At 55.1% G+C, this 22,195-nt stretch carries 16 protein-coding genes; 11 read left to right on the top strand and 5 right to left on the bottom strand.

Annotation, left to right across the window (positions count from 1 at the left end; all coding sequences use genetic code 11):
* The first annotated feature begins 12 nt into the window (after positions 1-12).
* The 4 genes from BM395_RS09070 to BM395_RS09055 are packed head-to-tail and all read left to right on the top strand — an operon-like array spanning position 13 to position 3,333.
* Positions 13-1,344 (top strand): MFS transporter, encoded by a 1,332-nt coding sequence (locus BM395_RS09070; protein WP_090510799.1) that lies wholly within the window; start codon positions 13-15, stop codon positions 1,342-1,344.
* A complete protein-coding gene (locus BM395_RS09065; RefSeq protein ID WP_090510795.1) occupies positions 1,341-2,003 on the top strand; it encodes a DsbA family oxidoreductase in 663 nt (220 codons plus the stop codon). Before BM395_RS09070 ends, BM395_RS09065 begins: the two co-directional genes overlap by 4 nt.
* Positions 2,000-2,326, top strand: a complete 327-nt coding sequence (locus tag BM395_RS09060) for a Rieske (2Fe-2S) protein (protein WP_425287593.1) — start codon at positions 2,000-2,002, stop codon at positions 2,324-2,326. The genes BM395_RS09065 and BM395_RS09060 overlap by 4 nt, the downstream gene beginning before the upstream one ends.
* Positions 2,323-3,333 (top strand): YeiH family protein, encoded by a 1,011-nt coding sequence (locus BM395_RS09055; RefSeq protein WP_090510792.1) that lies wholly within the window; start codon positions 2,323-2,325, stop codon positions 3,331-3,333. The genes BM395_RS09060 and BM395_RS09055 overlap by 4 nt, the downstream gene beginning before the upstream one ends.
* 106 nt (positions 3,334-3,439) lie before the next feature.
* On the opposite strand, the gene BM395_RS09050 is transcribed toward BM395_RS09055, so the two are convergent.
* Positions 3,440-4,459 carry an AraC family transcriptional regulator gene (locus tag BM395_RS09050; RefSeq protein ID WP_090510789.1) on the bottom strand — a complete coding sequence of 340 codons (1,020 nt, stop codon included), beginning with the start codon at positions 4,457-4,459 and terminating at the stop codon, positions 3,440-3,442.
* Positions 4,460-4,707: 248 nt separating this feature from the next.
* Here BM395_RS09050 and BM395_RS09045 point away from each other — a divergent pair, with 248 nt between their 5' ends.
* From BM395_RS09045 to BM395_RS09015, 7 genes are all read left to right on the top strand, one after another.
* Positions 4,708-5,262 carry an RBBP9/YdeN family alpha/beta hydrolase gene (locus BM395_RS09045; protein WP_090510786.1) on the top strand — a complete coding sequence of 185 codons (555 nt, stop codon included), beginning with the start codon at positions 4,708-4,710 and terminating at the stop codon, positions 5,260-5,262.
* A gap of 147 nt (positions 5,263-5,409) precedes the next feature.
* Entirely contained in the window at positions 5,410-7,242 is a 1,833-nt protein-coding gene (locus BM395_RS09040) for a DUF1302 domain-containing protein (protein ID WP_425287594.1), read from the top strand.
* 39 nt (positions 7,243-7,281) lie between these two features.
* Entirely contained in the window at positions 7,282-8,640 is a 1,359-nt protein-coding gene (locus tag BM395_RS09035) for a DUF1329 domain-containing protein (RefSeq protein ID WP_090510778.1), read from the top strand.
* 145 nt (positions 8,641-8,785) lie between these two features.
* On the top strand, positions 8,786-9,859 hold the full coding sequence (locus BM395_RS09030; RefSeq protein WP_090510775.1) for a WD40/YVTN/BNR-like repeat-containing protein: 1,074 nt from the start codon (positions 8,786-8,788) through the stop codon (positions 9,857-9,859).
* Positions 9,860-9,891: 32 nt separating this feature from the next.
* Positions 9,892-12,423, top strand: a complete 2,532-nt coding sequence (locus tag BM395_RS09025; protein ID WP_090510773.1) for an efflux RND transporter permease subunit — start codon at positions 9,892-9,894, stop codon at positions 12,421-12,423.
* A gap of 393 nt (positions 12,424-12,816) precedes the next feature.
* Positions 12,817-14,349, top strand: coding sequence for a phospholipase D-like domain-containing protein (locus BM395_RS09020; RefSeq protein WP_090510770.1), 1,533 nt, complete (start codon positions 12,817-12,819; stop codon positions 14,347-14,349).
* Positions 14,350-14,490: 141 nt separating this feature from the next.
* Positions 14,491-15,609 (top strand): aromatic ring-hydroxylating dioxygenase subunit alpha, encoded by a 1,119-nt coding sequence (locus tag BM395_RS09015; protein WP_090510766.1) that lies wholly within the window; start codon positions 14,491-14,493, stop codon positions 15,607-15,609.
* 84 nt (positions 15,610-15,693) lie between these two features.
* On the opposite strand, the gene BM395_RS09010 is transcribed toward BM395_RS09015, so the two are convergent.
* The 4 genes from BM395_RS09010 to BM395_RS08995 form a co-directional block, all read right to left on the bottom strand.
* A complete protein-coding gene (locus tag BM395_RS09010) occupies positions 15,694-18,138 on the bottom strand; it encodes an EAL domain-containing protein (RefSeq protein WP_090510763.1) in 2,445 nt (814 codons plus the stop codon).
* Between the two features lie 180 nt (positions 18,139-18,318).
* Complete coding sequence (locus tag BM395_RS09005) at positions 18,319-18,663, bottom strand: YdbL family probable chaperone protein (protein WP_069901707.1); 345 nt, start codon at positions 18,661-18,663, stop codon at positions 18,319-18,321.
* A gap of 11 nt (positions 18,664-18,674) precedes the next feature.
* A complete protein-coding gene (locus BM395_RS09000) occupies positions 18,675-18,866 on the bottom strand; it encodes a YnbE family lipoprotein (RefSeq protein ID WP_090510762.1) in 192 nt (63 codons plus the stop codon).
* Between the two features lie 13 nt (positions 18,867-18,879).
* Complete coding sequence (locus BM395_RS08995; protein WP_090510759.1) at positions 18,880-21,495, bottom strand: intermembrane phospholipid transport YdbH family protein; 2,616 nt, start codon at positions 21,493-21,495, stop codon at positions 18,880-18,882.
* Between the last annotated feature and the right edge of the window lie 700 nt (positions 21,496-22,195).

Here is a 22,195-nt window from a genome sequence, read left to right as displayed (position 1 = left end):
CCAGGAGGCATCATGGCCTTTCACCACAGCGCTGTGGACGATGAAGAGGATACGTCTATAGGTATCCCGCGTCGGTACGCGTGGATCGTTTTCGCTTTGACCTTTGGCTTGTTGATTTCAGATTACATGTCGCGGCAGGTGCTTAATGCCGTGTTCCCGGTGCTTAAGAGTGAGTGGCTGCTGAGTGACAGCCAGCTCGGATTACTCAGCGGCATTGTTGCCTTGATGGTCGGGTTGCTGACCTTTCCATTGTCGCTGTTAGCCGACCGTTTCGGTCGCGTCAGAAGCCTTGCGTTGATGGCGTTGCTGTGGAGCCTCGCAACGTTGGGATGCGCGCTGGCGCAGAACTACCAACACATGTTGATAGCACGTTTTATGGTGGGGCTTGGCGAGGCCGCCTATGGCAGCGTGGGTATTGCCGTGGTGATGTCAGTCTTTCCTAAAAGCATGCGCGCAACCCTTGCCAGCGCCTTTATGGCGGGTGGCTTGTTCGGTTCGGTTTTAGGCATGGCTCTCGGCGGGGCTATTGCGGTGAAGTTGGGCTGGCGTTGGTCATTTGCGAGCATGGCGTTGTTTGGATTGGTGCTGGCGGTGCTGTATCCGATCATCGTCAGAGAATCGCGTATCGCCCCCAAGCGTCTTGGCGCTATCAGCCAAAAGAGTAAGGCGGCAATCAGTCGCCCATTACGCACGCTGTATTGCACGCGCTCAGTTATAGGCGCCTATGTGGGCAGTGGCCTGCAGCTGTTTGTGGTGGGTACGGTGCTTGTGTGGCTGCCCAGTTATTTCAATCGTTACTACGCGATGGACGAGGGTAAGGCTGGCGGGCTCGCCGCGTTGATTGTGCTGTGCTGCGGGGCTGGCACAGTGTGCTGCGGCATGCTCAGTGATCGGCTGTGTCGTCATTCGCAGATCCGTAAGGTTGACCTTTCGATTGCCTACTGTCTGGGCAGTTGCCTGCTGCTTTCGCTGGCGTTCGCGCTTACGGCGGGGCCATTGCAGGTGATCCTGATTGCTCTGGGAATGCTGATCGCCGCGGGCACTAACGGTACTACAGGCGCGATGGTGGCGAATCTGACCCACTACAAAGTGCACGGTACGGCGTTTGCTACGTTGACCCTGGTTAATAACATGCTTGGGCTCGCGCCAGGGCCGTTCATCACCGGGCGCGTATCCGACCTCATCGGTCTGCACGAGGCATTTCAATTAGTACCGCTGATAAGCATTGGCTCTGCGGCGGTGTTCATCTATATCAAGCGCCATTACATCGCCGACATCGCGCGCCCCAAAGGTGACGAGTCGTCTGAGGCGTGCCTTAAAAAGTCGGTTGGGGTGATGTCGTGACAGCTGTTTTACAGATTGATGCATTTTTCGATTTTGTGTGTCCGTGGTGTTTGATTGGCAAGCGTCAACTAGCGCGGGCATTGGCTCAGTTGGCTGCGAGCCGCCCTGATGTTGAGGTCGAATTGAGCTGGCACGGCGTGCAGTTGCTTCCCCATCTGCCCGAAAACGGCGTGCCCTTTGCCGCGTTTTATCTTCAGCGTCTTGGCAGTGCCGAAGCGGTCCGCATGCGTCAGGCACAGGTTGAGCAAAGCGCTGCAGCCGTCGATTTGCAGATTGATTTGAGCCGCATTGAAAAAATGCCCAACACAGGCCTGGCGCATCGCTTATTTGAGCGCGCTGCAAGTTTGGGGACTGTGGCGCAGCGTGACGCTTTATTGGAACGCCTGTTCGCTGCCTATTTTGTGCGGGGAGAGGATATCGGTGAGCGCACCACGCTGTTGGCAATCGCTGAGCAATGCGGCTTCTCGAAAGCAACTTTGGATGAATACATTGCGGGTAGCACGCAACCGGTAGAGGCGAATAACAGGGGCAGCAACGGTGTGCCTCACTTTGTCTTCAATCATCAGTATTTAGTGAGCGGTGCTCAGCCTGCCAGTGTGTTGTTGCAGGCGATGCATGAAGCGCTTGATCACGTTACGGTCGGGGGGCAGCAGGCGTGATTCAGCGTATTGCAGTGCCGAAAGACAAAGTTCCAGCGCTGGGAATGCGCACGTTGTTGAGATCAGCAGATAAAAGCCTGGCTGTATTCAATATTGAAGGGCGGCTTTATGCAATCGATGACAGTTGCCCGCATCAGGGCGCTTCATTGTGTGGCGGGCGCCTGGAAGGCCGGGTGATTCAGTGCTGCGCACATGGTTTACGCTTTGATGTTGCGAGTGGCTATTTAGTCAACTCGACCAGCTTTAAAGTGGCCAACTACCCGGTCGAGATAGAAGACGACCAAGTTTTCATCATCGTTGATGCTGAGGAATGTGCGGTATGAGTACCTTCGCTTTGGTCTCTGTGCATTCTCGCGCTCGCGAACTGCTGCCAGGCTTTATTGTTAGCCTGATTGTCGCCGCCGCTGCCAGCTTTCTCTCAGAGCACTACGACGCCCCCGTGATGTTGTTTGCCTTGTTACTCGGCATGGCTCTTAATTTTCTTGCAGCTGATAGCAGCTGCAAGTTGGGCATCGAGTTCACCGCGCGCACCGTGTTGCGCATAGGTGTCGCTCTGCTGGGGATGCGCATTACCTTAGAGCAAATTGCCGCGCTCGGCTGGAAACCAGTGGCGCTGGTGGTGACACTGGTTGTGGTGACAATTCTGGTGTCAGTGGTAGCCGCCAAACTCATGGGGTTTCAGCGTTTGTTTGGCATGCTAACCGGTGGCGCTACAGCGATTTGCGGGGCTTCTGCAGCTTTGGCGCTGGCGGCTGCGTTGCCAAATCATCCGCAGAAGGAGCGTGCGACCTTATTCACGGTGATTGGTGTCTCAGCGCTCTCGACGCTGGCGATGATCATCTATCCGATGATTGCTAATGGGCTTGGGCTTTCGCCTGAACAGGCGGGCGTATTTTTGGGCGCCACCATTCATGATGTTGCTCAGGTCGTCGGGGCGGGTTACAGCATGTCGACCGAAACCGGTGATACCGCCACGGTCGTCAAGTTAATGCGCGTGGCCATGTTACTTCCCGTCATCGTCTGCGCCGCGATGATCACCCGCATGCAGGGGGCTGATCCTGCAGGCAAGCGACCGCCACTATTGCCATGGTTTGCGGTGGGCTTTTTGATTCTTGCATGTGTAAACAGCACAGGATGGGTTGCCCCGGCGATTCAGGGTTTCACCAATGATTTGTCACGCTGGTGCTTGGTCGTCGCAATCAGCGCACTGGGGATGAAGACTCAGCTCAAGGAACTGGCTGCAGTAGGTCTGAAACCCATTCTGCTGATGGTTGGAGAGACAGTATTTCTGATAGCTCTGGTCTTGCTGTTGATGCATTGGGGGCTGTAGAAATTTAGCGAGTTGAGTGGGGGCAAATTCAGTCGAATAACGCCCTCAGCGGTTTACGCTTTTTATGCGCTGGGCGAGTACAAATCGCAGGGAGAAGGCTGGGTGTTTAGCCTTCCTTACGCGGTGCAATATTATGTGCTTTACGCCAAGAAGCTGGAGGCATGCCAAATTGGGAAATAAACCAGCGCGTGAAGGAGCTGGGCATTGAGTAGCCCAGTATGTCGGTGATTTGCCCCAGTGAGTAATAAGGGTTTTCCAGGTAGCGAATCACCAGATCGCGGCGAACCCCATTAATCAAATCGCTGAAACTGGCGCCTTCTTCGTCCAGGCGCCGCTGCAAAGTTCGCACGTTCATGCCCTGGCTTTGAGCAATTTGCTCAATGGTCGCGCGCCCCATCGGCAGCAAAAGGTAGATGGATTTGCGCACGTCGAATGCCAGCGAGTGGTCGACCTTGCCTTGCAATGAGTCAAGGTAGCGTTGAGCGTGGCGGGCCATCGCTTCGTTGGCGAGAGGGTTGGTGGTGTCAAGATTGGCCGATGGGCAAACGATGCCATTAAACTCGCACCCGAATTCAATCTTGCAGCCGAAAATCCGCCGATGCACCGTGAGGTCGGCTGGTGCTTCATGGGTGAAACATACGTTCATCGGTTGCCAGTGAGCGCCCAGCAGCGCGGCGCAAAAACGATGCATGATACCGATGGCAAGCTCGATCGCTTGGCGGTTATATGTACCGCTTTCAGTCACCAACTCCTCACGAATAATCACGGTTTTCCCGGTTTCTTCAATGAAGATCGCCAGTGAGTCATTGAGCAGATGACGGTACTGCACGATCACCTGCAGCGCATCGCGAAGATTTTTCTGATGGCTGAGCAGCAGGCTCACTTCACCAAAGTCGGATAACTGACGAAGTTCGGCCATGCGCAGGCCGAAGGTTTCACAATTACTCAGCTTGGCTGACTGCTCCAGCAAGTCGATAGCTGCACTGACCGAGATTTGCTGTGTGGGGTCGCTGAGAATCGCAACGCTCAAACCGGCGTCTGCCAGCAGTGTGTTTACGTTGAGTTGCAGGTGGCGGGCTACTTCCAAGTAGTTGGTGAGCACGGCAGATCGAGAGAGTGCGGTCATGGCTTATCTACCTTCAATCAAGTGACATAGAAGGTCTCTGTGTCGTTTTTGTCCGCCATTTATAGAGAGTTTGTCGCTGGATGGAAAGTCAGAATGACTTAATCAATTCATCAGAGTGATGTGTCACCAAATGAAAAGTGGCTGACGCTAAATGTGAAGCGCCAGGGTTAGGCGAAATCTACTGTCTGCTTACAGGGTTCGAGATATCAGCGGACCGATCGGTGACGTATCCAAAGGCGGATGTGGCGATGAGTGAAACCACTGTTTTGATTATTCCAGGCTTGCGTGATGAGGTGCCGGATCACTGGCAAACCTTGCTGGCGAAAAAGCTTGAACGGGTTCGCTCAGTGCCTCCTTTGGAAGACAACAAGCTCAGCCTCGTCGCACGATTGGAGGCTATTCAACGCGAGCTGGATCAGATTGACGGGCCGGTGATTATCGTGGCTCACAGCGCGGGTGTGCTGATGACTGTGCATTGGGCTGCGCTCAATCAACGTCCGATCAAGGGTGCTCTGCTGGTTGCGCCACCTGATCTTGAGGCCGAATGGCCGCCAGGCTATCCAACCGCGCAAACCCTCAAAGCCAACGGATGGATTCCGTTACCGCGAGAGTCTTTGCCATTCCCATCCATTTTAGCGGCCAGCAGTAACGACCCACTCTGCAGCCTGCAAGCCGCTGGCCAAATGGCTGAAGACTGGGGCAGCAAACGGGTAGACCTCGGTGCAGTTGGCCATCTCAATCCAGCCGCCGGTTTTGGCGAGTGGCCTGAGGCTAATGAGTTGATCAATCAGTTGGACGGCTAAGCCTCAGTAGCACAAACACCGCTTTAGAGCTCGCATCGCCCGAATGCCGGGTGCGGGCGTTGTTCGCACAAAAAACAACAAAAACAAAAAAACGGAGACAACATCGTGAAACATACAGCCGCTAATAAATACCTTCGGCAGAGTCTCTTGGCCACGTCCGTGATGCTCGCCGCCTTACCCGCTGCTCACGCTTTTGAAGTCGAAAATGGCAGCGATGACTGGACTATACGATTCGATAACACCCTCAAGGCCAGTTATGGCCAGCGAGTTGAGGGTGAGAACGCGAAGATCGCCAACACCTCCAATCTCAACGACGGTGACAAGAACTTTAGCGTCGGCAGTGCTGTGACCGAACGCCTCGATTTACTGACTGAGCTGGATGTGGTCTTCAAGCGCAGAATGGGCTTTCGGGTCAGCGCCGCCAGTTGGTATGACCATGCCTATGATAGCGTCGGCTCAAACTCCAACCCGTTCCCTGGCCATAGAGATAATGCCGGGAATCTGGTTGCCGCCCGGCCTGTTGGTGGTGTTATTCAAGCCGGTGACTCGCTCAATGGCCATGGATCACGCAAGCATGGCCTGAGTCGCTATACCGACCGTTACTACAATGGTCCCTCAGGTGAAATCCTCGATGCCTTTGTGTTTTACAGCACAGAGATTGGTGATGAATCGTTGCTGAGCGCAAAGCTTGGCAAGCACAACATCTACTGGGGAGAGACCTTATTCAACGCAGCTAATGGGATTAACTATGGTCAGTCCGCTCTGGACTTGGCCAAGCTGTATAACGTGCCGGGCACTGAAACCAAAGAGTTGTTTCTACCGCGCAATCAGCTATCGATGTCATTCACGGTCAACCCGGAACTTACCTTAGGCGCGCAATACTTCCTGGAATTTCAGAACTCCAGATTGCCCGAGGGAGGCACCTACATGGGTGCTTACGACATGCTCGATGAAGGCGCTGATGTGTTCTGGTTGCCGGTCCCGGCGTTATTGGGCGGGGCAGGTGCTTTCTACGGTGCGCCGCGAGGCCACGACATTAAACCTCACAACTCGGGCGATTTCGGCTTAATGGCCAAGTGGAGCCCGGACTGGCTGAACGGAACCTTAGGCTTTTACTACCGCAATACGTCGGACACTTTACCGGCGGTACTAATCAATGCCCCGAACTTGCACAAGCCAGGAGTTGCGGGTTTTGAAGGTGTTGAGTATCTCACCGCATACGCCGATGACATCGACATCTATGGCCTGAGTCTTTCGAAAAGCGTGGGGCCAGTCAGTGTCGGCCTCGACCTGAACTACCGTGAAAACATGCCGTTGGTGAGTAACTTCAGCACCATTAATGGTTCGCTCAATGCAGCAGCAGAAGCAGGGCTGATTAACGGCGCCAACCTTATTGGAGCAGTCCCGGACAATGGTGAAACGGGGCTGGCGCGCGGCAAGACTTTCCATGTAGTGCTTAACGGTTTGGCGACCTTTGGTGATACCCCGTTGTGGGATGCTTCATCGCTCGCTGTAGAAGGCGCAATGACTCACTTAATCAGCGTGGATAAAGGCCAGCAGACCTTCAAAGGCGACTCCAGTTATCAGGGCGTCGACAAGGTTGACACCAACGCATACACCATCGCAGCCAACTTTACCCCGACCTGGTATCAGGTATTCCCGGGTGTCGATATGTCCATGCCTATGGCCTACAACGTGGGGCTCAAAGGCAACTCTGCCATTCAGCTAGGCGGCAACGAAGATGCCGGCAGTTATTCCGTCGGCATCTCGGCGGACGTCTACCAGAAGTACCGGTTTGACCTGAAGTATGTGGATGCTTTCGGCCCATTCGATACCTGTGAAACCGGCTTCGATAACAACACGCCTGGCGCTAATGGCCAATACCAGTGCATTCCCGGACAGATTACTTCGCAGGCAGGTTTGGTCCCCTTGCTGAAGGACCGGGGAATGGTCACGGCTTCGTTCAAAACCACCTTCTGATTGACGCTCAGATTACAAAAATAACCGGAGAGAACTCAGATGAAATGTCTTAAAAACCTGCTGGCTGCTGCGGTGGTGGCATTAATGACTACTCAAGTTCAGGCGGCTGTATCCGCCGAGGACGCAGCGAAGCTGGGCACCAGCCTTACCGGGATCGGCGCTGAAATGGCGGGCAATGCAGATGGCTCCATACCCGCCTATACCGGGGGTATGACGACCCCGCCTGCCAGTTTTAAAGCGGGTGACACCATGCGCCCGGACCCTTTTGTCGACGAGAAACCATTGCTGGTGATCGACAGTAAAAATGTTGATCAATATGCAAGTTTGCTGACGGCAACCACGGTGGAGTTGGCTAAGCGATTCCCGACTTTCCGCGTCAATGTATACCCGAGCCACCGCACCGTGGCCTTGCCTGAAAAAGTGGTGGATAACACCCTGAAAAACGCCACAGGTGCAAAGTCATTAGAGGGTGGGCTGTCGATTGATAACGTGCTGCCGGGCGTGCCGTTTCCGATCCCGAGTTCAGGCAGCGAAGCCATGTGGAATCACTTACTGCGCTACCTGGGCGTCAGTCTCTCCACCAAGTACGACTCATGGAATGTGGACTCGGCCGGTGTTGCAACGCTTGCCACAACCGGGCGTTCATACATGAGCTATCCCATCTATGAAGACATGGATAAACCGATCCGTGGCGATGATATTTTTTATCAGATGAAGCTGTATTACACCGGCCCAGCGCGCCGAGCCGGTGAGGCAATCATGCTCAAGGACTCTGCCAACCCGTTAGCGCAACCGCGTAAAGCCTGGCAGTACTTGCCCGGTCAGCGTCGGGTGAAGCTGGCACCAAATCTTGCCTACGACACGCCCAATCCGGGCACTGCCGGCGCAGGAACTTACGATGACGTATTTGTGTTCAATGGCGCGCTTGATCGCTTTGACTGGAAGCTGATCGGCAAGCAGGAAATGATCGTGCCTTACAACACCTATAAGTTGACTTACGCTCAGGACGCCAAGCAGCTGACAACGCCTAATCATCTCGCACCGGATTATGTACGCTGGGAGAAGCACCGTGTATGGGTCGTGGAAGGGACCGTTAAAGAGGGCGCCCGACACATCTACCATAAGCGCCGCTTCTACATAGATGAAGACAGCTGGATCGCACTGGCCTCTGATCAGTACGACTCAAGCGGCAAACTCTATCGCGGCTCGTACGCCTTTCTGACTCAGAGTTATGACAAGCAAGCCCCTGATACTTCACCGTTCGTTATTTATGACCTGGTCGGTGGGTCATACAACATCAACGGCGTGGTTGGGCCATACGGCGGCATCAAGTACGGCGAGCCTTTGTCGAAAGTGCAGTGGGCACCGGATGCATTGGCGGGCGCGGGCATTCGCTAAGCAATAGCCACTCAAAGCCGGGGCACCGCTCCGGCAGCATGACGGGTCGATGAGCGCAATAACGGTCGCTCATCGTGGCGAAGCGACTTCGATGCTGGTGTGTGCGTTGAGTGCATTTCGGCGTCGCTCCCTCAAAGGGTGCTGTATGGATTCCTTGAAAAACACTCTGCTGGCAATTCTGTGCACAGCGTGCGGATTAGTGCCGTGCGCCGCCCAGGCGAGCAGCTATGTCGATGTGCTGGACATGCCTGCCAAACCAACGGCTCTGGCTACGCGCAGCCCTTTGCTCGGTGTGACACGGGCAGGGGAACGCATGGTGGCGGTGGGGCAGCGCGGGCACATTCTTTATTCAGATGATGCAGGGAAACACTGGGTGCAGGCACAGGTTCCTGTCAGTAGTGATCTGAATGCCGTAGATTTTCCAACCCCTCAACAGGGTTGGGCCGTCGGAAACGATGGTGTTGTCTTGCACAGCAGTGACGCAGGAGCGACCTGGAGCAAACAGCTGGATGGACGGCAAATCGGCGACTTGGTGGTCAAATATTATTCAGCGTTAGCCCAGGCGCAGCCGGACAACGAAAGCTGGCCAGGCTTTGTCAGCGAGGGTGAACGTTTGGTTGAGGAGGGCGCCGACAAGCCGTTTCTCGATGTTTGGTTCGCTGACGACAAACTCGGGTATGCAGTTGGTGTGTTCAACCTGATATTGCGCACCGAAGATGGTGGCCAAAACTGGACGCCGTTTCAGGACCGTACTGATAACCCGCAAGGGTTTCACCTTAACGCTATCGCTTCCACTGGCGATGCGCTGTATATCGCTGGCGAGCAGGGCTTACTACTCAAATGGGATGCGGCCTTGCAGCGTTTCAACGCCTTGCAGACGCCGTATCAAGGCAGTTTTTTCGGTGTGATTGGCAAGCCTGGTGACGTCATGGCCTTCGGCCTGCGTGGCAACGTAGTGCGCAGTACTGACGGTGGCCAGCAGTGGCGCGATGTGCCGAGCAACACGCAGGTCAGCATCACAGCCGCCGTTATCAATGCGCAGGGCCAGTATGAATTTTTCTCGCAGGCCGGTGATGCGCTGATTGATCAAGCGGGCGCTGCAAATCTCCAGCCGCTCGCCCAGCAGCCCCTGTCCCCGGTAGCTGGCGCCGCAATTGCGCCTGATGGATCGCTAGTGGTGGTGGGCAACCGTGGCGCACAGACTCTGCCTGCGCAATAAGATCTCGAAGAATAAGAGTGAGTAACCCAGACATGGGCAATATCAAGCAAGACCTCATGCCGGTGATCCGTGACTTAAGCGATTTCGATCAGCACTCCGGAAACAGGCTGGAACGATGGGTATTCAACTATCGGCCGCTGTTCATGCTGCTCATGACCTTGGTCACGCTGGTGCTCGGGTATATGGCGGTCACGCGTCTTGAGATTCGTCCCAGTTTCGAAAAGATGATTCCCCAAAGCCAGCCGTACATTCAAAACTTCTTGAATAACCGTCAGTCACTGCGCGGGCTGGGCAACTCGGTGCGGGTGGTAGTCGAGAATACCCAAGGCGATATTTTTGACCCTGAGTATCTTGAAGTCCTCAAGCAGGTTAACGATCAGTTGTTTCTCACTGATGGAGTCGACCGCGCGTGGATGAAGTCGTTGTGGAGCCCCGGAGTACGCTGGACTGAAGTAACAGAGGAAGGTTTTCAGGGCGGGCCGGTGATGCCCGACACCTATAAAGGAACCCCCGAGGACCTGGAGCAACTGCGGCGTAATATCAGCCGAGCCGGGATCGTCGGTAGTTTGGTGGCGAGTGACTTCAAATCCAGCATGCTGATTGTGCCATTGCTGGATAAAGCTTCGGCGACAGGGCAGGCCATCGATTACCAGCAGTTCTCGCGCATGCTGGAGGAGCAGTTGCGCAAAAAAATTGAGTTTGCCGGCGACAGCACCGCGCATCAATCCGGTGCGGAGGGCAATGGCCCGTATAAAATTCGAGTCATTGGCTTTGCCAAGCTAATGGCTGATCTGATCGATGGCTTAGTTCAGGTCATGATGTTTTTCGGCTTGGCAGTGTTCACCTCGCTGCTCATCATCTACCTCTACACGCGTTGTTGGCGCAGCACTTTTTTGGTTGTGGGCTGCTCGCTAATCGCTGTGATCTGGCAGTTAGGCATCGTCGCCTGGCTGGGCTATGCCATTGATCCCTATTCTGTGCTCGTGCCCTTCCTCATATTCGCCATTGGTGTGTCCCATTCTGCGCAAAAAATGAATGGCATCATGCAGGACATTGCGCGAGGCACGCACAAATGGATCGCTGCACGCTACACCTTTAGGCGTCTGTTTATTGCGGGAGTTACTGCATTACTCGCCGATGCAGTGGGCTTCGCGGTGTTGATGCTGATTGATATTCCGGTGATTCAGGATCTCGCCATCACCGCCAGCATCGGTGTTGCCGTGTTGATTTTCACCTCCTTGTTACTCATGCCTGTGGCGTTGTCTTACGTAGGCGTCGGCAGCAAGGCGGCTGAGCGTGCTTTGAAAATCGATAGGCAGTCAGCAGGGGATCACGGTTTTGGCAGGCTGTGGAGTTTGCTCGATCGCTTCACCACACGTAAGTGGGCGACAGGGGCTGTACTCGTCGCAACCCTGTTGGGCGCAGGCGGTTATGTAATCAGCCTGCAATTGCAAATCGGTGATCTCGACAGCGGAGCGCCAGAGTTACGCGCGGACTCGCGCTACAACCGGGATAACGCCTACATCACCAGCCACTATGCCCTTTCCAGTGACTTGTTCGCGGTGATGGTCAAAACCCCGCCTGAAGGCTGTTTGAACTACCAGACACTGGTACTTGCCGATCGCCTGGCTTGGGAGTTACAGCAGTACCCCGGTGTTCAGGCAACTTCATCGCTGGTTAATGCGGTGCGTCAAATTACGGCAGGTACGTACGAGGGCAACCCCAAACTCAATAGTATTCAACGTAATCAGAACGTGCTCAATTACGCAGCGCAGCAAGCCTCGGTCAACTCGCCCGAATTGTTCAATACAGATTGCTCGCTAATGCCCGTGATTGCCTATCTCAAAGATCACAAGGCCGAGACGTTGGACGCCGTGGTGGCCATCGCCAGTAAATTTGCGCAGGAGAACAGCACGGAGGATCGTCAGTTCTTGTTGGCGGCTGGCAGCGCGGGTATCGAAGCCGCCACCAATATTGTGGTGCGCGAGGCCAATAGAAGCATGCTGTTGTATGTATACGCAGCCGTAACCATATTCTGCCTGATCACCTTCCGCAGTTGGCGCGCAACAGTAGTGGCTTTGCTGCCGTTGGTGCTGACCTCGATTCTGTGTGAAGCCTTGATGGTTGGCATGGGGATCGGCGTTAAAGTGGCGACCTTGCCCGTGATCGCACTGGGCGTTGGCATCGGAGTGGACTACGCGCTGTACCTGCTTAGCGTGCAGTTGAGCTTTCAACGTCAGGGGCTATCGCTAGCGGATGCATACCGTAAAGCGGTGTCGTTTACAGGGCGAGTGGTTGGCCTGGTCGGTATCACGCTGGCCGCTGGCGTGGTCTGTTGGGCTTGGTCACCGATTAAGTTTCAGGCGGACATGGGCATCCTTCTGACCTTTATGTTCCTGTGGAACATGCTCGGTGCACTGATCCTGATTCCCGCGTTGTCGCATTTTCTGTTGCGCGAGACCGGCAGTGTTTCTTGTCGAGATTCGGAAGAAGCGAAAGAGACGCAGAAGCCTGGAAAAGAGTGCGGCGGTTTCAATAAAAAACAGTTGCCACAAGCGATGTGATTTCTATGACACCTTCAGGGTAACAGCAGGAGAATTCTGCTCTCGCCAGGCCTGAAGGTGCTTTATACCTCATTGCTTTTCAGGGGCCTGTAACACGCTCATGCAGACGCAGAATCGCGTTTCAGGCTTTTGTTTATCTGGGCATGCAATGTGCCGCTGATGCACTTGAACCTCATCGAAGTGACTAAGCCAGTCCGGCAACACTGTAATCGGCTGGATGAATCTCCAGCCTGAGCTGGCCGCAGGCTTTTGCTTCGCAGATGCAACAAACAATATCCGTCTAGAATTTCCTACTAGTTACCAAGCATTCGCCGCCAATTATGGCAATCTGGCGCTTCACCCAAGGTCTGGTCGGGCGAGTTCTGGCTTGTGCATGTTAGGCAAGGTTTAGCAATGAAGTGCATAGACAAGCTCATTGCGCTCATCATCGTGGTGCTCGTCAGTGCGTGCGCTCAGCTTCCGCAGTTGCCTGCTGAGCGTCCCTTTGAATCGGCGCCAGCGCTGGGCACAACTGCAAGTCTTGATCGAGCGCTTGCTTCTCTGGAGATACAGCATCGGCAATCAAGTGGGTTTCGGTTGGTGGCTGATGGTTATGAAGCATTCGCCTTGCGCTCTGCTTCAGCGGCTATCGCTGAGCGCAGTATTGATGTGCAAACCTACATATGGCATCCGGACAACACAGGGGCTTTTATCGTTAATGCCCTGCTAGCCGCTGCCGATCGCGGGGTAAAGGTGCGGATTTTGGTCGATGACATGGATGCGCGAGAAGAACACCTCAGCTTCTCGGCCATGGCTGCACATCCGAATATTTCCGTGCGCTTTTTCAATCCGTTCAGTGCTCGCTCTGGCACCTTCAGCAAATTTACCGAGATGGTTGCCAATTTCGAGCGGGTTAACCGGAGAATGCATAACAAGAGTTGGATCGTCGACAACCGCATTGCCTTTGTCGGGGGCAGAAATATTGGCGACGAGTATTTTGGCGCGAGTGATGAGGTGAATTTCGTTGATCTTGGATTGGTTATAGTCGGGCCGGTGGTGCGCGAAGCCTCCGATTCATTTGATCGCTATTGGAATTCATCCTTGAGTTATCCAGCCGAGTTGCTGGCTCCCGAACACGTCAATCACGATTCCTTGTTAGCCTTGCGGCATACCTTAAGCGGCCTCAAACAGTCAGAAGAAGCCACGCAATTGGCTGATACGCTGCGACGTGATCCGCTGGTTGAGAAGATTAATTTGGGTAACTGGCGTCTGCACTGGACGGATCAGTTCGGGTTCCTCAGTGACGAGCCGCTCAAAGCCTTTGCTGCTGATGGAGTTTCAGATATATACGGCCAGATACTGGCTCAGGCCAGGGGCGCTAAAAAGGCGCTATGGATTTTGTCTCCCTATTTTGTGCCGGGGCCCAATGGCGCAAGAGTGTTTACTGAACTGGCCAGGCGAGGGGTGGATGTCAGGGTGATAACCAACTCGCTCGCTTCCAATGATGTTGTGGCCGCGCACAGCGGTTATGAGAAATACCGCAAGCGTCTGCTGGAAGCCGGGGTGAAAATTTGGGAGCTCAAACCGATATCGGCCAAGCGACCTCGGGCGAGCCTGTTTGGCTCGTCAGGCGCCAGCCTGCATGCCAAGGCGCTCGTGGTCGATGGCCACAATGTATTCGTGGGCAGTTACAACCTCGACCCCCGATCCAATGAGCTCAATACCGAACAGGGAGTTCTTATGCGTCAGGGCACGGTGGCAGAGCAACTTGAAGCGTTGTTTCGCGTGCAATCAGATGCGCAGCACGCATGGCGCCTGGAGCTGCGTGACGATCAGCTTCACTGGACTGATGGCAACATCGAGCATGACAGCGAACCTGAGGCGGGAATCGGGCGCAGAGTGATGTCCACCATATTGGGTTGGCTACCCATGGAGCGTCAGTTGTAGAAGGTCATACATTCTCGCTTAATGCCCTCTGAATGGCTGGTGTTTTCAGTGCTGTTTGGCCTGCTAATGAACTGCTCACGCTGCCAGGGTTCATAAGACTTGAACCGCTCACGTTGAAACCTTTTAGATCGAGCAGCGCCTATGTTGAAAAACCTCTGGTACGTCGTGCTTCCTGCGTCACATCTAACCGCTGAATTAGCGCCTGTGCAGTTGCTCGGGCAGCGTTTTGTCGCGTTTCGCGACAGTGCGGGCAGGGCGCAATTGCTCTCAGATATTTGTGTGCACCGTGGTGGCTCGCTGTCTGCTGGGCGCAAGGTAGGCGACAGTGTGCAGTGTCCGTATCACGGCTGGCGCTTTGGTGCAGATGGGATTTGTACGCATATTCCTGCGCAGCCGCAGCTGCGCATTCCGGCTAAGGCGCGGGTCGATGCGTATCCAACCGTGGAGCGCTATGGTTGGATCTGGGCTTTTCTGGGCGATCTGCCGGAGTCGCAGCGTCCGCCGTTGCCCACACTCGATTGGCTGGAAGACCCCGAAGTACGCGTGGTGTCCGGGCACTACGATTGGCAGGCGAGCTGGGACCGTATTATCGAAAACGGCCTTGATTTCGCGCACGCGCCGTTTGTCCATGGCTCTACATTTGGTGATTCCGAGCATCCGGAAATGGACGCATTCGATGTTGAGCTTGCCGACTGGAGCGCTCAGGCGCACATGACCATGCACAGGCCAAAACGCCAAGGTATGTTGCGGCGCAAATCTTCAACAGAGCGGGTCAGTGTCGGGACGGTGCCAGGCTTTCATTTATCCGGCCCGTGTACCACTTTGGCGTTAGAACTGCCCAAGGGCTGGCGGATTTATATTGTCTCTGCGCATACCCCAATCGACGCCACCCATACGCGTACCTGGTGGATGATGGGGCGCACGTTCTTGCGCTCGCGGTTGTTGGATCGAAAGTTTATCGCCAGCAATGTTCGTATTTTCGACCAAGACCATGCGGTGCTGAAAAATGTGCGGCCGGAGCGAGTCCCGGACACTTGGCAGACGGAGGTCTCGGTTAAATCGGATGCGCTGCAAATTGCCTTTCGCAAGCGCGTGCAGCAACTTGAGCAACTGGGTTGGCGCATTGATGAGGCGCGTCTCGCCCGTGAATTTACCGGCCGTAAGGCCTGCGCAATCCCCAGCCCCGAGCGGCATAACGCCAAAGCGTGGGCGATCGAGCCCATTCCTGTAGTAGACGTCAGCGCTAACGGTGAATCGTAGAAACAGAGTTGGTCGCAGTTGGGCAAAGACCACTTTCGGCGTTTACTGCTTATTTGAATGCAACTGATGGCGAGCCGCACGCCTTCAATGGCTCGGCTGAACAGTGCGTTTGCGATTTGCAAAGGCAACACCACTGACAAGCGTACTTTCCTTGTTGAACGGGTGGGGTTTGGCGATGCCGTAGCCCTGTACGTAGTCGACACCGATATCTTCAAGCTCTTGGCGGATCTGCTCGTTCTCGACGAATTCGGCAATGGTTGCCTTGCCCATCACCTGGGCGATTCGGTTGATCATCTCGACCATCGCCCGGTCAATCGGATCGCTGAGCATGTCTTTGACGAAGCCGCCATCGATTTTCAGATAGTCGACCGGCAGGTTCTTCAGGTAGGCGAATGAAGACATGCCGACGCCAAAGTCATCCAGCGAGAATTTGCAGCCCAGCACCTGCAGTTCTTTGATGAAGTGCATGGCGTCTGTGAGGTTGGCAATGGCGCTGGTTTCGGTGATTTCAAAGCAGATTTGCCGCGGATCAATGCCGGATCGTTTGAGTTGCTGGCGCAGGAATGCGAGGAATTCGGGGTCGCCGATGGTGCTGCCCGAGAGGTTGATTGCACAGGTTTGTATCGGCTCCAGCCCGGCATTTTTGCGCTCGATAATAATGCCCAGGGCATTTTCCACCACCCAATGGTCGAGCATTGGCATCAGCCCGTAACGCTCGGCGGCAGGCATGAAGTGGCCGGGCGCGACCAGTTGATTGTCTTCGTCACGCAGGCGCAGCAGCAACTCGATGTGAATACCGCTGTCGAGGTCCTTCTGCGCGGGCATGATTTCCTGGGCGTAGAGCTCAAAGCGATGCTCTTTAAGGGCTTGATGAATACGCTGTGCCCAGGCCATTTCACCGAAGCGCAACGACAGCTCGGTATTTTCCGGATGATACAACTGCACGCGGTTGCGGCCTTTATCCTTGGCCATGTAGCAGGCGACATCCGCCGCACGAAGGGACTCCTCAAGTGTGACTTGGCTCTGACCCAACGTGACCAGGCCAATGCTGGCGCTCACATTGAAACTGCGGCCATTCCAGCTAAAGCGCAACGCCTGCACAGCCAGGCGTAATTGTTCGGCCAGCTTTGTGGAGATATCCGCCGGACAGTTTTCCAGCAGTACACCAAATTCATCGCCGCCGAGGCGGGCCAACGTATCGTTTTCACGCAGGCAGCTTTGCAGCGCCGTACAAACCTGGCGCAGTAACTGGTCGCCAGCCGCATGGCCGCAGGTGTCGTTGATGATTTTGAATTGATCGAGGTCGAGGTACATCAACGCGTGCTCGCTCTGCTGTTGTTGCAGATTTTCGAGGCTGCGCGACAGCCGGCGATCAAACTCGCGGCGGTTCAACAGGCCGGTGAGGGCATCATGGCTAGCCTGCCATGAGAGATTGGCGATGTACTGATGCTCGCGGGTCATGTCGTGCAAAACCAGCACCATGCCGCTGATTTTGTCCTGATTACGGATCGGCGCTGCCATAAGCGTGACCACCACGGCACTGCCATCGGCACGCATGAGTTTATGTGCAGTGGACTCGTTGTTGTCTGATGACATCTGCTCAAGGATCGCGGTCGCCGGTGCGACTGACTGCGTTCCGGCATCGGGTAGCAGTTTGTCCAGTGCCAGACCCGAGGCGTTCGCTCCGCGCCAGCCGGTAAGCTGCTCGGCAGCCGGGTTCATGTAGTCAATTTTGCCGGCATCGTCGATGGTCAGAACCGCATCACCAATAGACGCCAGAGTGATTTGCACCCGCTCTTTCTCCGTTGCCAGTGCGTCTTCAAATTCGCTGCGTTGGCGCATGAGCTTTGCGGTGCGGGATAAGGCCAGCAGAATCAATGCAGCAGCAATGCCCACGTTGAGCCAGACTAGAACGCCATTGAGTGCACGCGAGCTTCTCCCCAGCTCAACGCTGAACTGTTCAGTGAGCGGGGTCGCGTTGCGGTTGAGCTTGTATATCTGGGCTTTCCAGTTGGCTATCTGCTGATCATTTACCTGACCGCTTGCAACTGTTTGTTCGATCGTGCTCGCCAGCTGCTCAATCTGGACCAGGAACGCATCAGCCTCATTCCAGATAGTAATGGAGCTGCTCATGAAACCGAATCGGCTGAAATTGCGGTACAGGGTCACCATGCCAGGGGCATCTTGCGGGTCGATTCCGCCAGCAACCAGGCTTCTTTGAGCGGCATGCGGATCAAAAACCGGGCTTTCGAGTGCGCTCTTGGCGTGTTGGAAGTTCAGCGGGGAAGCAATGGCCTGCTGGTATTGCTTGAGGTAGATCTCATCCGGCTTATCGACGTACAAGCCCAGAAAGAAGATTGCATCCTTGTAGCCTTTGGACCAGAGGCTTTCACCATTGACGTAGGCGCGGACCGAAGACAACACATTCAGACTGATGAGCAGCAGCAGGGCCTGGAACAGGGCAATGCCGATAAAGGGCCAGATCAGTGACAGTAAGTGTTGTTTTTCTTTTGGGCTTTCTGGACTCATACCGCTTCCTGTCAATTCAGAAACTACAGCGTGCGCGTCAACCAATACTGATCCTTAGTATGTATATCGGCCCCATCAGGGCTAAGTTAAGCAGGCACAATCAATTCTGCAGGAACGCTGAGTATAGAGGTGCTTGGTTACTGGGCAAGCAGCGGCCTGAAGCCGGTGCGCCTGCCACAGTTATTTCTTGATCCACTTCCCGTTTAGCTGGATGTACTGGCCTGCCGGGGTCTTCTCGATGGCCTTTTTACCGGCAATCGCCTCGACATCGGTCTTCTGAATGCCATTCTGCTGAGCCAGCTTCTGGTATTCGTTGGCCCGCGCCTGGTTGATCAACTTGGTGATCGCGTCTGCCTCGCCAGCAGACTTGACCACGCCGAGGTAGCCATTGGGCATTTCACCGACCAAGCCATTGGCTTTGGCGCTGCCCAGTTCGGACATGGCTTCGTTGAGGTTCATGGCAAGGGCCGGCAAGCTCAAACTGAGTAACAGCATCAGGCTGGCAATTCGTTTAGGCAGGGTCATGGTGTGGCTCCTCAAAACAGTCCGCTTGATTCACTGAACATGCTGTCCAGCGCTTTATCAACTTTGATGTAGATCTCGTGTTCGATCTTGACGTTGAGATTGATATTGATCGGCTCGTTCGGCACCGCCAGTTGCACCGTTGGGGTACAGGCTGTGCTCAGTAAAGCTAGCAACACCGCAGCGAGTGCGTAGTTGATGCGCATAGTGCGTACTCCCTTATGGGGTTTTGGGCGAGGTGGATTTATTGTTGCGCTCCAGGATGAATTTTTGCACCCGCCGCTGAATAATCTCACTCACTTTATCGCTCAGCTGCAAGCTGGCCAACAAGGTGGGGATGTTTTCTTCCAGATTTATGTTGAAGTGGATGGGGCGACCGTTCTCTATTGCCGGATTTTGCCCTTCCAGGCGCAAGCCTAATTGCAGTTTGCCTTGCTCGCTGTAGCCAACGTCGCTGTTAAGCGTGGTGTAGTGAAAATCCTCCAGTGATTGCGCCACCAACTGCATCGCCGGATTGCTCTGGCCCAGCGCCTTGATCTTGTCATTGTTGAAGCGCAGGCGACCGCCTGGCGCACGTGCGTGTATTTCGCCTTTGTCGATATGCACGCCTTGGCGAGTCGCGATCATCGGCAGGTAGCCGTCAATCAGCCCGCTGCCAGAAAGCCCTTCTGCGGGGTACAGGGCGAACAGGGTTTGTAACTGCAGCCCCGTCACATTAACCGGGAACCGCCACTGGTTTTGGCTCATGTCCCATTGGCCGGCGGCCATGTTGACGTTGCCACCAAGCAAGCCAGCCTGTGCAAGATTCAATTTGAGCAGGCCAGCGTCCAGCGTGTTGAGTTTCGTGTTGTAGCTGCCGCGTAGCTGGATCGGCCCGACTGGAATCCCCGGATTGGCTTCCTCGATTTTTAGCGTTTTGATATCGGTGTGCAGGTTCTGGCCGTCGAGTTGCAGGCGCACATTGCCATCGATCCCGCTGATCTCAGTTCGATCATAAATCCCGCCAACGCCCTTGCCAGTGATGTTGGCTTCCAGTTTCAGCTTGCCATTGCCGGCTGGCAGGTTGAGCGTCGCATCAGCCTTGAGTTTGCCCTGATTGAGATCCAATAAGGTGGGCCAGCTTTTCAGAGTCTTGGCCAGAGGGTTGCCGGCGCGCAAAAACAGCTCAGCAAGTTCGGCCTCAATTGTCAGGCCGTTGCTGGCGTAGCTGATTTTTGCCGGCAGTTGCAGGCCGCTATCGGCGCTGAGCTTGCCATCAAGGTTCAACTGCAATGGCGTGTCACCGGCATGGCCGGCACCTTTTATAGAGCCCTGCCAATCCCAGCCCAGGCTGTGCAACTGTTCATGTTGAAGGCGTTTGCTAGAAAGTTTGAGCGCGCCGTCCATTTGCCAGCTATCGGCTATAGAAGGGGTGCTTGCGCTGAATTCAAGGCCGCTGGTGCTGGCTTCGAGGTTGCTCAGTTTTACGCCTGCGCCACTTAACTGGCTCAACTTTAGCGTCGAGTTTTTCTTGATACTCAACTCGATGGCCTCTGCATCGGCGTAAGCATCCAGCTGCAGCTGCGCTTTTGGCGTGCTCAGTTTGTAGCCCGTGTATTCAAGGCGCGGGGTGTCGGCAGTCAGGGTGGCGTCGGTCAGTTGCAGTGCCCATGGCAGGGAGTTGGCGAGCGCAAGATTGCCTTGCAGGCTGATATTGCTGGCTCCCTTGCTGACTAAATCGAGTGTCAGCGGCAGTGAGCGACCCGCCAGTGTGGGCGCTGGATTGGCCGCAGCCGTTGTAGGTTGGACGCGCAACTGCAAAGCCTCGACCTGTAGCTCGGCAGGCAGCTTGGCGAGTAGATCCGCCGGCAGGTATTTAAGGCCAAGGTCGGCCTCCAGTCGCTTGATCAGCCAGCCTTGTTCATTGCTGTCTGCCGCCAACACCAGCATGCCTTGCAACTGGCCGATCCCCGGCACAGGCCAGGGCTCGGGCAGGTTGGCTTGTACATCGACAGTGCCCGTTGCGCTGATCAGCTGATCAAGGCTGGGTGCGTGCAAATCCCAATTGGCCGCCAGCGATGCCGCGCCGGGTGCTTGTGGCAATGCCGTGTTCGCCGGCAATACCCAATGGCTGAGCCAGCGTTGTAAAGTGGTTGCCTGATTGAGATCGGGCGCTGCCAGATTGCCGCTCAGCGCAAGGCCGTCGGCTGCATTATGCGCAGTAAAGTGCAGACCCAGCTGCGGCTGATCGTCTACCAATACGCCAAGCTGGAGTTGCAGGGTTTGCGGGCTAATTTCCAGCTCGCTGGACAAAGCAATGCGTTGTTGCTGTTCACGCAGGTCGAGCTGCACTTGCAGCTTGGCGGGCGAGCTTGCCAGTTTGTTCAGCGTTGCAGAGCCGAGCAAGGTGCAGCGGCCGCTGGCGCAGGGCAGTGTGGCGCGCAGGTTGTCGATTTGGCCGGTGAGGGGCAACATCCCGGCAATCTCACTCAGCTGGTTGAGGACGCTTTCGGCAGTGGTTTGAGTGGTTTCCTGCGCGGTGCCTGGCTGCCAGTCAACAGTGGCCTGGCCAATATGTACATGTTGCCAGAACGGCGGCAGGGTGCTGAATTGCCGCCACAGCAAATCCACCTCGCCGAGTTCCAACTGCAAGGCTGCACCCTCGCTGCCGTGTTGCCTGAGGCTCAGTTGCCCGACATGGACGCCTTGCAGCGATACCTGCAGTCCCTGCCAGTCAATGTCGTCGATGCCCTGGCTTTGCAGCACGCGCTGGGTATTTATGTAGGCCAGGACAGCGAGCACGATCAGCAAAACCAGCAGGCCGATGAGGCTGTGCCCAAGTCGCCGAATTTTCACAACAATTGTTCCATCAGGGCTTTGCGTCCTTTGCACGGCCTTAGCGATCAGCAGATGGCTGCAAGTTTAGCCGAGCGCTGAATGTGCCGTGGACGTTACCGCATGTAGGGATACGTGCCAATCGACGGGCTGTGATTCTGGGCAGAGCGGGGCGTCTGCGCCACAGGCCTCAGCACTGCCACCCTCAATTAGCCGGGAGTTATCCACATCAGTGGCATCGGCAATTAAGCAGCGGGCGGTTTAACTGCGCGGAGAGTGCACGCTGAGGGAAGAAATAGTGGCAATCAATCGCCAGCAATCGACGGGCCAATAGCGCTTTTAAAGCCGGAAGATTTTTTACCCGTCAGGCATTTTCGGTTGGCCGCACGAGCAATTGTCATATTGTTGTGCGCGTCGTGTTGTCGCACTAAAGGCTAATAAAGTTTTTATTGATTTTTACGCGATGCGCTTGGGCTGTGGATTTCAGCGAGGTGGCCGATTGGCGGTGTAATGAGCCGCGGTTATAAAGCGACTGAAAATGCCCTGAAAAAGGGCATCAAACAGTTATTTTAAATTGACTTGTGCACATAGAAGATGCGCCTTATGACGCTTGATTCAGTCTCGCGCGTAAATCCTTGATTCTGCTTAAACATTTTTTAAGTCAATGAAAAATATCAATTTTTTTTCTGGTGAAAAAATCGTCAGTTTAACCTCAGGCCCC

This window comes from Pseudomonas marincola (assembly GCF_900116605.1).
Classification (GTDB): domain Bacteria; phylum Pseudomonadota; class Gammaproteobacteria; order Pseudomonadales; family Pseudomonadaceae; genus Aquipseudomonas; species Aquipseudomonas marincola.
This window is presented reverse-complemented; position numbering and strand designations above follow the sequence as displayed.